This is a genomic window from Mycobacterium sp. (assembly GCF_008709575.1).
In the GTDB taxonomy this organism is placed as follows: Bacteria; Actinomycetota; Actinomycetes; order Mycobacteriales; family Mycobacteriaceae; genus Mycobacterium.
The window spans coordinates 1-9,724 of the sequence record NZ_VYIK01000090.1 but is presented as its reverse complement, the minus strand read 5'-3'; the positions used below and the strand labels follow the sequence as shown (position 1 = coordinate 9,724).

11 protein-coding genes and 1 pseudogene are annotated in these 9,724 nt (G+C 65.9%); all 12 read left to right on the top strand.

Annotated features, from left to right (window positions below):
* Nucleotides 1-160 precede the first annotated feature (160 nt).
* Nucleotides 161-496: a hydrogenase maturation nickel metallochaperone HypA gene (locus tag F6Q13_RS16080; RefSeq protein ID WP_293058638.1), complete on the top strand. Its 336-nt coding sequence runs from the start codon at nt 161-163 to the stop codon at nt 494-496.
* A gap of 24 nt (nt 497-520) precedes the next feature.
* Nucleotides 521-1,285 (top strand): hydrogenase nickel incorporation protein HypB, encoded by a 765-nt coding sequence (gene hypB / locus F6Q13_RS16075; protein ID WP_293058636.1) that lies wholly within the window; start codon nt 521-523, stop codon nt 1,283-1,285.
* A 260-nt stretch (nt 1,286-1,545) separates the two neighbouring features.
* Nucleotides 1,546-2,601: a hydrogenase expression protein HypE gene (locus F6Q13_RS16070; protein WP_293058633.1), complete on the top strand. Its 1,056-nt coding sequence runs from the start codon at nt 1,546-1,548 to the stop codon at nt 2,599-2,601.
* 28 nt (nt 2,602-2,629) lie between these two features.
* Nucleotides 2,630-4,429, top strand: coding sequence for a nickel-dependent hydrogenase large subunit (locus F6Q13_RS16065; RefSeq protein WP_293058630.1), 1,800 nt, complete (start codon nt 2,630-2,632; stop codon nt 4,427-4,429).
* Nucleotides 4,430-4,432: 3 nt separating this feature from the next.
* Nucleotides 4,433-5,323: a NifU family protein gene (locus tag F6Q13_RS16060; RefSeq protein WP_293058628.1), complete on the top strand. Its 891-nt coding sequence runs from the start codon at nt 4,433-4,435 to the stop codon at nt 5,321-5,323.
* Nucleotides 5,320-5,955: a DUF5947 family protein gene (locus F6Q13_RS16055; RefSeq protein WP_293058625.1), complete on the top strand. Its 636-nt coding sequence runs from the start codon at nt 5,320-5,322 to the stop codon at nt 5,953-5,955. The genes F6Q13_RS16060 and F6Q13_RS16055 overlap by 4 nt, the downstream gene beginning before the upstream one ends.
* Nucleotides 5,952-6,593, top strand: a complete 642-nt coding sequence (locus F6Q13_RS16050; protein WP_293058622.1) for a DUF6084 family protein — start codon at nt 5,952-5,954, stop codon at nt 6,591-6,593. The genes F6Q13_RS16055 and F6Q13_RS16050 overlap by 4 nt, the downstream gene beginning before the upstream one ends.
* Nucleotides 6,590-7,969, top strand: a complete 1,380-nt coding sequence (locus tag F6Q13_RS16045; protein ID WP_293058619.1) for a hypothetical protein — start codon at nt 6,590-6,592, stop codon at nt 7,967-7,969. Before F6Q13_RS16050 ends, F6Q13_RS16045 begins: the two co-directional genes overlap by 4 nt.
* Nucleotides 7,970-8,087: 118 nt before the next feature.
* Complete coding sequence (locus F6Q13_RS16040; RefSeq protein WP_293058616.1) at nt 8,088-8,582, top strand: hydrogenase maturation protease; 495 nt, start codon at nt 8,088-8,090, stop codon at nt 8,580-8,582.
* Between the two features lie 2 nt (nt 8,583-8,584).
* Entirely contained in the window at nt 8,585-8,836 is a 252-nt protein-coding gene (locus F6Q13_RS16035; RefSeq protein WP_293058613.1) for a HypC/HybG/HupF family hydrogenase formation chaperone, read from the top strand.
* A gap of 198 nt (nt 8,837-9,034) precedes the next feature.
* Nucleotides 9,035-9,229 (top strand): hypothetical protein, encoded by a 195-nt coding sequence (locus F6Q13_RS16030; RefSeq protein WP_293058610.1) that lies wholly within the window; start codon nt 9,035-9,037, stop codon nt 9,227-9,229.
* A 26-nt stretch (nt 9,230-9,255) separates the two neighbouring features.
* Nucleotides 9,256-9,429 (top strand): annotated as a pseudogene (locus F6Q13_RS16025) (DDE-type integrase/transposase/recombinase); the annotation flags it as partial.
* Nucleotides 9,430-9,724: the final 295 nt, after the last annotated feature.

Below are 9,724 nucleotides of genomic sequence, written 5' to 3'. Positions count from 1 at the left end.
CATGCGTGAGGCACCAACCACCGCTTCGCGCTCACTTTTAGCTGAGGCACCTCGGTTGACGGCGCCGCGCGAGCGAAGACATCCACGATGACCGATGGTCAGGTGTAGAACGGAACTCATGGTCCGCGAAGCCGCCACCGCGCCGAAGCGGTGAGGAGACATGCACGAGCTGTCGCTGTGCCAGGCCATCGCCGGGGTGGTCAAACCCTACGCTGACGGCCGGCACGTCGACGTGGTCCGCGTCAGGATCGGCGCGTTGCGCCAAGTGGTCCCCGAGTCACTGTCGTTTTGCTGGACGCTTGTCCGCGATTCCGAGGACATGCCCGACGCCGAACTGGAACTGGAGTTCGTCGACGCCGAGGTGCGATGCCGCTCCTGCGACCGGCAGTCGACGATCACCTCGCAGTGGTCTCTGCTGTGTCCGCACTGCGGCAGCGCCGACGTGCAGGTGCTGCGCGGCGACGAGTTTCTGGTGACGTCGCTGGACGTCTCCTAAGCGGTGCACGGAAAGTGGAGAGCCATGGGCAGATTTCACCGGCACGACGACGGCACAGCTCACAGTCACGATCACGGCGATACGCCGCACGACCACGGCGACCACAGCGGCTACGCCACCGGCCGGCAGCGCATCGACGTGCTGGAGGCGATCTTCGCCGAAAACGACCTCCGCGCACACTGCAACCGTGAGGCGTTCGACCGCAACGGGGTTCGGGCACTTAATCTGATGAGCTCGCCCGGCTCGGGTAAGACGGCGGTGCTGGCGGCCACTCTCGACGAGCTGGCCGGCGAGTTCAGTGTCGGGGTTGTCGAAGGTGATATCGCCACCGACCTCGACGCCGCCCGCCTCGATGGCCGTGGAGCGCAGATTTCGCTGTTGAACACCGGCAACGGGTTCGGCGGAGAATGCCACCTTGACGCGCCGATGGTTCACCGTGCGCTGGCCGGGCTCGACTTGTCCCAATTGGACCTGGTGATCATCGAAAACGTCGGAAACCTGGTCTGCCCGGCGGAGTTCGACGTCGGCGAGCACGCCAGGGCCATGGTTTACTCGGTCACCGAAGGGGAGGACAAGCCACTGAAGTATCCGGTGATGTTCCGCGCCGTCGATGTGGTGCTGCTGAACAAAATCGACCTCGTCCCCCACCTGGACGTCGACGTGGATTCCTACCTCTGCCGTGTCCGCGAAGTCAATCCGGCCGTCGCGATCTTGCCGATCAGTGCCCGCACCGGGGCCGGGATGTCGGCCTGGTTCGGCTGGTTGCGCCGATTCGTGGCCGGCGCTTGATTGCAAGTCAGTTGCATGACCGCCGGACCACTCCGTCAGTCGATCAACGCTGTCTCCCACGGCGAAATACCCTGTGTTCGATTCGATACTCATTGGTAACAAGCGCACGAAAGGTTTTGGTAGCCGAAGCGAAGTCGTTGACAACGCAAGCGGGTGAGAGTAGACCGAACAACTAGCGCCGCGCAAGAGGGCCGACGGTCGACTCCTGCGGCGTCAGGGGCCGCGCAGCAGAATAGGGCCCGGCCCCGGAAAGCTGCATCATGACGACCCAGGCAGCAGTCAAAGCAGAAGAAACGTTGATTCACGTGTTGTGGATCAACGCGGGTCTAAGTTGTGACGGCGATTCGGTGGCGTTGACTGCCGCCACCCAGCCCAGCGTCGAGGAGATCGCGCTTGGTGCGCTGCCCGGGCTGCCTAAGGTCGCCGTGCACTGGCCGCTGATCGACTTCGAATGCGGACCCACCGGAGGAGCCGACGACTTCCTGGCGTGGTTCTTCAAAGCCGACCGCGGCGAGCTGGAGCCGTTCGTGCTCGTCGTGGAAGGCTCGATTCCCAACGAGGCGATCAAAAACGAGGGCTATTGGTGCGGGTTCGGCAACAACCCGGCGACCGGGCAGCCGATGACGACCAGTGAGTGGCTCGACCGGCTGGCCCCCAAGGCGACCGCGGTGGTCGCGGTCGGGACCTGCGCCTGCTACGGCGGCATCCACGCGATGGCCGGCAACCCCACCGGAGCGATGGGCGTGCCGGACTATCTGGGCTGGCAGTGGAAGAGCAAGGCCGGCATCCCGATCGTGTGCGTGCCGGGTTGCCCGATCCACCCGGACAACCTGTCCGAGACGCTGACCTACCTGCTGTATATGGCTACCGGTCAGGCACCGATGATCCCGCTTGACGACGCGCTGCGGCCGCAATGGTTGTTCGGCGCCACCGTGCACGAGGGGTGCGACCGGGCCGGCTACTACGAGCAGGGCGATTTCGCCACCGAGTACGGATCACCGAAATGCATTGTGAAGCTGGGCTGCTGGGGGCCGGTTGTCAAATGCAATGTGCCCAAACGGGGCTGGCTCAACGGCGTGGGCGGCTGCCCCAACGTCGGCGGCATCTGCATCGGCTGCACCATGCCCGGCTTCCCGGACAAGTTCATGCCGTTCATGGACGAGCCGCCGGGCGGCAAGATCTCCAGCACCGCATCCGGACTGTACGGCTCGTTGATCCGCAATTTGCGCGGCGTCACGGCACGCACCGTCGACAAGGAGCCGCGCTGGCGCAAGAAAGGCCCGCAATTGACCAGCGGCGCCCGCCGCACCTGGTAATGCCCATCGCTACAGAGAGTGACGTTCGATGACCACGATCATCCCCGAGCCTTCCCACACCAAGAAGGGGCCGGGCCAGCTCGTCGAAATGGCGTGGGACCCGATCACCCGGATCGTGGGTAGCCTCGGCATCTACACCAAGATCGACTTCGAGAATCGTGAGGTGGTCGAGTGCCATTCCACGTCGTCGATCTTCCGCGGTTACTCCTTGTTCATGAAGGGCAAGGACCCCCGCGACGCGCATTTCATTACCAGCCGCATCTGCGGCATCTGTGGCGACAACCACGCCACCTGTTCGTGCTACGCGCAGAACATGGCTTACGGCGTCAAGCCCCCGCATCTGGGCGAGTGGATCGTCAACCTCGGCGAGGCCGCCGAGTACATGTTCGACCACAACATCTTCCAGGAAAACCTCGTCGGGGTGGATTTCTGCGAGAAGATGGTCAAAGAGACCAATCCAGGGGTGCTGGCGCAAGCCGAAAACACCCCGGCTCCTAACGCCGGCGCGCACGGCTACAAGACCATCGCCGACATCATGCGCTCGCTCAACCCGTTCTCCGGGGAGTTCTACCGCGAAGCCCTGCAGGTCTCGCGCTACACCCGGGAAATGTTCTGCCTGATGGAAGGCCGTCACGTGCACCCGTCCACGCTCTACCCCGGCGGAGTGGGCACCGTGGCCACCATTCAGCTGATGACCGACTACATGAGCCGGCTGATGCGCTACATCGAGTTCATGAAGAAGGTCGTGCCCATGCACGACGACCTGTTCGACTTCTTCTACGAGGCGATCCCGGGTTATGAGAAGGTCGGTCTGCGGCGCACGCTGTTGGGCTGCTGGGGCTCCTTCCAGGACCCCGAGGTCTGCAACTTCGCCTACAAGGACATGGAGCGTTGGGGCAACGCCATGTTCGTCACCCCCGGCGTGGTGGTCGACGGCAAGCTGGTGACCCACTCGCTGGTCGACATCAACCTGGGCATCCGGATCCTTTTGGGCAGCTCGTATTACGACGACTGGACCGACCAGGAGATGTTCGTCAAAACCGACCCGCTGGGCAACCCGGTCGACCGTCGTCACCCGTGGAACCAGCACACCAACCCGCACCCGCAAAAACGGGATATGGACGGCGGCAACTACAGCTGGGTGATGAGCCCGCGCTGGTTGCACAACGGGGAGCATCTGGCGCTGGACACCGGCGGAGGCCCGCTGGCCCGGCTGTGGGCCACCGCGCTGGCCGGTCTGGTCGACATCGGCTACGTCAAGTCCACGGGGCATTCCGTGCAGATCAACCTGCCCAAGACCGCGCTGAAGGGTCCGGTCGAATTCGAGTGGAAGATTCCCCAGCACGGGTCCAACACCATCGAGCGCGACCGTGCGCGCACGTACTTCCAGGCCTACGCGGCGGCCTGCGGCCTGTACTTCGCCGAGAAAGCATTGGCGGAGATCCGGGCCGGCCGCACCAAGACCTGGGAGAAGTTCACCGTTCCCGACGAGGGCATCGGTTGCGGGTTCACCGAGGCGGTCCGCGGAGTCTTGAGTCACCACCTGGTGATCCGCGACGGCAAGATCGCCAACTACCACCCGTACCCGCCCACCCCGTGGAACGCCAACCCGCGTGACGTCTACGGCACGCCGGGCCCGTACGAGGACGCTGTGCAGGGACAGCCCATCTTCGAGGAAAACGACCGCGAGCACTTCAAGGGCATCGACATCATGCGCACGGTGCGCAGCTTCGACCCGTGCCTGCCCTGCGGCGTGCACATGTATCTGGGCAAGGGCAAAACCGTGCGGCGGCTGCACTCGCCGACTCAAACGGCAACCGGGGAGTGATGCATGGCTGATCGCCCCGAGGAGGCAGCGGGGGACGCGCACTGGCGCACAGCGGGCGATCGGATCCAGACCCTGCTGGACGCGACCTCGACCGGCGGCGTCGCCGCACGCGAGCGCGCCGAGCAGCTGGTGCGTGAGGTAGTCGATCTCTACGGAGCGGGCCTGGCCCGCATCGTTGCGCTGATCGACGATCCCGCGATCCTGCAACGCCTGGCCGCCGACGACCTGGTGGCCAGCCTGCTGCTGGTGCACGGCCTGCACCCGCACGACGTGCGGCGCCGGGTCTTAGACGCCCTGGACCGGGTCCGGCCGTATCTGGGTTCGCACGGCGGCGACGTGGAGCTGATCGAGGTCAGCGGCGACACCGTCCGGTTGCAGTTCGCCGGCAGCTGTCAGAGCTGCCCGTCGTCGGCGGTCACGCTGGAGTTGGCGGTCGAGGACGCCATCCGGGCCGCCGCGCCCGAGATCGCATCGATCGAAGTGGTGGCCGCCAAAGATCCGGCGGCGCCGGTGATCCCGGCCCAGCAGCTGCTCGCCAGAGTGCATTCCGGTGCCGCCACCGCCAGCTGGCATCCGCTGCCGGATCTGGCCGAGCTGGGCGCGGGCGAAGTCGGCGGGTTCGCCATCGGCGATGTGACGGTGCTGGCCTGCCGGGTCGGCGGCCAGCTCTACGCCTATCGGGACCGCTGCCCGGACTGCGCACGGTCGCTGGCGGGTGCGCAACTGCACGATGCGGTGCTGCGATGTCCCCGCTGCGGCGCCGGTTTCGACGTCGTGAACGCCGGAGTCAGCGTCGACGACGCGCAGGGCCACCTGGAGCCGGTGCCGCTCCTGATGCGCGACGGGGTGCTGTCCGTCGCGGTACCGGCCGAGCCGATGGGCGCGCCCGCATGAGCACTCCCTACGACATCCTGACCCGCATCACCGCCAAGCAGCCCACGCCCGCGCCGACCGGGCAGCGCTGCGAAATGTGCGCCGAGCTCATTGCCGACGAGCACCAGCACGTGGTGAATGTGGCTGGGCGCCAACTGATGTGCGTGTGCCGCGGCTGCTACCTGTTGTTCACCGACAGCCACACCGAGTTGCGCTACCGCGCGGTGCCGGACCGCTATCTCGCCTTCCCCGACTTCGCGCTGGATCGCCGAACCTGGGAGGCACTGCAGATCCCGGTCGGGCTGGCGTTCTTCTTCCGCAACTCGGCACTGGGCCGCACCGTGGCGTTCTACCCCGGGCCGGCCGGCGCTTGCGAATCCCAACTCGATCTCGATGCGTGGACCGCGGTCTGCGACGCAGAACCGCGGGTCCACCTGCTGGCCGACGACGTCGAGGCACTGCTGGTCCGGGTGTCCGAGGAGGATGAAGCCGCCGCGCCGCAGTGCTATCTGGTCCCCATCGACGCCTGCTACGAATTCGTCGGCGGGTTGCGCCAGCTGTGGCGTGGTTTCGACGGCGGGCAGGAGGTCCGCGAGTTCGTCGACCGTTTCTTTGCGTCGCTGGCGGCCCGCAGTGTGGAGCACCGCCGATGACCGGACTGTCGTTTCGGGTCGTCGACATGGCCGCCGAACCGTATGCGGTCACTCCGGTACTGACCGCGCGGATCGCTGTCACAGCACCCGACGCCGATCCGGTGCACGCAATCGCGCTGCGTTGCCAGGTCCGCATAGATCCGGTGCGGCGCGGGTACTCCGACGACGAAGCCGCTGGACTGCTCGATCTGTTCGGGCCGCGCGAACGCTGGGCAACCAGCCAGCACACCTTCCTGTGGCAACACTGCGCGGCGTTGGTGCCCGGATTCACCGGCACCACCGAAGCGGGGCTTGCGCTGGAATGCACCTACGACTTCGAAGTCACCGCAGCCAAATACTTGCATGCCCTGCGAGACGGTGCGGTGCCGCTGCAGTTCCTCTTCAGCGGAACGGTCATCAGCGCGGGCGAGAACGGTTTTTCGGTGCAGCAGGTGCCGTGGGATTGCGAGGATCGCTACGACATGCCGGTCTCGGTGTGGAATCAGCTGATCGCGCAGCACTACCCCAACAGTGGATGGGTTCGCCTCGCCCACGACACAGTAGGAGCGCTGGCCGCGTACAAGTCGGCGCGCGGACTGTTGAGTCTCGACGAAGCAGTCACCGAATTGCTACACGCAGCACGCGAGGAGGTCCGGTGAGCGCGAACTGGCACCGTGCCCGCACTATCGCCGACGCTGTGCTCTACGAAGGCTATCTGCTCTACCCGTACCGGGGGACATCGAGTAAAAACCAATCCCGGTGGCAGTGGGGAGTCCTCGGGCCGCCCGGGGCAACCGAAGCCGGGATCGGCGAGGATGACCGGCTCTCTGCGCAATTCCTCGTCGACGGCGCCGGAGCCATCGCGCTGGTGGTGCGTTTTCTGCAACTGCAGCATCGCAGTGCCGAACGTGACATCGGCTGCCGGCGCTACCAACCGGTTGAGGAGCTCACGACACCGTCCGGATCCTGGCTGAGTTGGGACGAAGCCGTCGAAGTCGAGCTATCGTTCGGACCGTTCGACATCGGTGATCCGCCCGGGCAGTGGTCGCTTCCGGTGTCGGCGCCGCCGGGCAGCGATATCGAGCCTGTTCCCGGGGGGCGGCTGGTGCGCACCCGGGCTCAGGTGGATGCCGTGCTCTCGGTGGATGTGCAGCACGATGACGGACTGCAGCGGGTCACGTGCACGCTGGCCAACACCGGCGCCCCTGCGGAAACCAAGACCGACGCGATCGCGCGGTCGCTGATCGGCACCCACATCATCGCCGAAGTTGCCGGCGGTGCTTTCGTTTCGCTGCTGGATCCCCCTGATCGCGCCGCCGGGGCCGCCGCTCGCTGCCGGCAGCATCGATGCTTCCCCGTATTGGCCGGGGCACCCGGCGATCTCGATCTGCTGCTGATATCGCCGATCATTCTCTACGATCATCCCGAGGTCGCCGAGCAGAGCGAGGGCGCGCTCTACGACGCCACCGAGATCGACGAAATCCTCACGCTGCGAGTGATGACGATGACCGACGAGGAGAAAGCCGAGGCGCGCGCCACCGACCCCCGCGCCGCCGAGATCATCGACCGCTGCGACGCGATGTCGCCGGAGGCCATGCAGCGCCTGCATGGAGTGCTGCGTGATCCGCACCGAGAACCATCCACCGGCGGCCCCGGTCTGATCCCGGAGGTTCCCGACGGAATGCAGTGGTGGGATCCGATGGCCGACAATGCTGTTCGCCCGGACATCGACGGGGTGTTGGTCAACGGGGTACGGGTGGCACGCGGCAGCCGAGTACGGCTGCATCCGGCCCGCCGGGCCGACGCTCAGGATTTGTTCTTCTCCGGCAAGACCGCCCGGGTCACCTCGGTGCACGAAGACGTCGACGGCAATCAGCATGTGGGCGTGGTCGTCGACGACGATCCGGCAGCCGATCTGCATGACTGGTACGGTCGTTATTTATATTTCGCGCCCGATGAAGTCGAACCGCTCGACAATGACAATACCGGCAGTGAGAATACCAGCACGGAAAGGAGTCCGACATGGCGATCGTAGGGTGGGTGTTTATCGGCATCTTGTCGCTTTTCGTCCTGGCGGCAGTGGTACTGGGCGTGATGTCGCTCCCCGATGCCCGGCGTTACCTTCGGATTCGGCACATGTAGTTCGGCGGCTCATGGCGCCCCGCATCCTGGTGGCCGGCATCGGCAACATCTTCCTCGGTGACGACGGCTTCGGTCCCGAGGTGTTGCGTCATGTCGTAGAGCGGCTCGCCGGGCACGCAGACGGGGTGCGGGCCACCGACTACGGCATCGCCGGTATGCACCTGGCCTACGACCTGCTCGAGGACTGGGACGCGCTGGTACTTGTCGACGCCGTCCCCAACCAGGGCGCCCCGGGGACCGTGCATGTTTTCGAGGCCGACCACCGGTGGCCGGATTGCCCCGCAAGTCTCGACGCACACGGTATGGACCCGGCGACGGTTTTCGGGAGTCTTCGCGCCCTGGGCGGAACCCCTCCCCGGACGATCGTGGTGGGATGCGAAGTCGCCGACGTCAGCGACGGTATCGGCCTGTCCGCTGCCGTGCAAGCGGCGGTCGGTGACGCGGTGTCGGCCGTCGAGTCGGCGGTCGCGCTGCTGCGCGAGGGTGCCAGCCTGAAAGAGGTGTGACGATGTGTCTGGGAATTCCGGGTCAGGTCGTGCAGCTGCTCGACGGCTATGACGGGCAACTGGCGCTGGTCGACGTTGCCGGCGAGCACCGCAAGGTCAACATCGGCATGCTTGCGGAGGAAACGTTCGCCCCGGGGGATTGGGTGATCATCCATATGGGTTTCGCGGTGGAAAAGACCGACAAGGCCGGTGCCGAGGCGGCGATGGCCGGTTTGGAGTTGATGGGCCGAGGCGGCGGCGATTCCGACAGCTGAATTGGTTGCCCACTCGCCCGGTATTCTCCAGCTCACGCCACGAGGCCGGTAGTGTCCGGCCGACTATTGTCAGTATCCGAACATCGGTACGACTTTGCCGTCCTTCCCCGCGGAGCCGGGGGTGCCCTCCGGAGCGGCCCCGCCTTTGCCTGGAGTGCCGACCGGACCGACGTCGCCGCCGGCACCGCCATCGCCACCGTGGCCATGCTCGCCGACGACCCCACCCCCGTCACCGCCGTCACCGCCAGCCCCGTCCCTGAACGGGGCGTCACCGCCACCGCCACCGTTACCGCCGGTGCCGTCGGCGCCGGTGGCTTCACCACCTGTCCCGCCGGTCGCACCAGTGCCCCCGTCGCTACCCACGGCGGCGGTTTGCGCCGGCCACCACGGTGATCGACCTGGATGCTGCGGTGCCTAAAGACCTGGTGGCGCGCCGGTTCGACGCCGGGATCCTCAACCGGGTGTGGACCAGCGACATCACGTATTTGGGCACCGCTGAGGGCTGGCTGTACCTGTGTGCGGTTCGCGATGGCTGCTCACGACGGGTGATCGGCTGGTCCATCGACGAGCACCTGCACACCGACCTGGTTCAGGCCGGGTGCTCGGTGGGACATCCCGCGATCAGCCCCGGCGGGTCCGGGGATGCGTCGCAGGGATGAAAGTTGCCTCATCAGCGCAGTCGGTAACCCGACCGGTATTGAGATTGCATCCAGGGCTGCGCATTTCCCAGATTCACGACCCTAGACGCAATTTCAACGCCGCTGCGGTGTGATCCAGACTTCGATAGCGATAGCCGGGTTGCCTCGCGGTCGAGTTCGGCGTCTCGATGCGGAGCGGATCCGACCGAATGGACGGTGCGGCATCGAAATCGATGCCGTGCTTGGCCAG

What these genes read in the sequence shown, in the direction of transcription:
- F6Q13_RS16080 (WP_293058638.1), top strand. Translation starts at nt 161, where the DNA reads ATGCACGAGCTGTCGCTGTGCCAGGCCATCGCCGGGGTGGTCAAACCC.
- hypB (WP_293058636.1), top strand. Translation starts at nt 521, where the DNA reads ATGGGCAGATTTCACCGGCACGACGACGGCACAGCTCACAGTCACGAT.
- F6Q13_RS16070 (WP_293058633.1), top strand. Translation starts at nt 1,546, where the DNA reads ATGACGACCCAGGCAGCAGTCAAAGCAGAAGAAACGTTGATTCACGTG.
- F6Q13_RS16065 (WP_293058630.1), top strand. Translation starts at nt 2,630, where the DNA reads ATGACCACGATCATCCCCGAGCCTTCCCACACCAAGAAGGGGCCGGGC.
- F6Q13_RS16060 (WP_293058628.1), top strand. Translation starts at nt 4,433, where the DNA reads ATGGCTGATCGCCCCGAGGAGGCAGCGGGGGACGCGCACTGGCGCACA.
- F6Q13_RS16055 (WP_293058625.1), top strand. Translation starts at nt 5,320, where the DNA reads ATGAGCACTCCCTACGACATCCTGACCCGCATCACCGCCAAGCAGCCC.
- F6Q13_RS16050 (WP_293058622.1), top strand. Translation starts at nt 5,952, where the DNA reads ATGACCGGACTGTCGTTTCGGGTCGTCGACATGGCCGCCGAACCGTAT.
- F6Q13_RS16040 (WP_293058616.1), top strand. Translation starts at nt 8,088, where the DNA reads ATGGCGCCCCGCATCCTGGTGGCCGGCATCGGCAACATCTTCCTCGGT.
- F6Q13_RS16035 (WP_293058613.1), top strand. Translation starts at nt 8,585, where the DNA reads ATGTGTCTGGGAATTCCGGGTCAGGTCGTGCAGCTGCTCGACGGCTAT.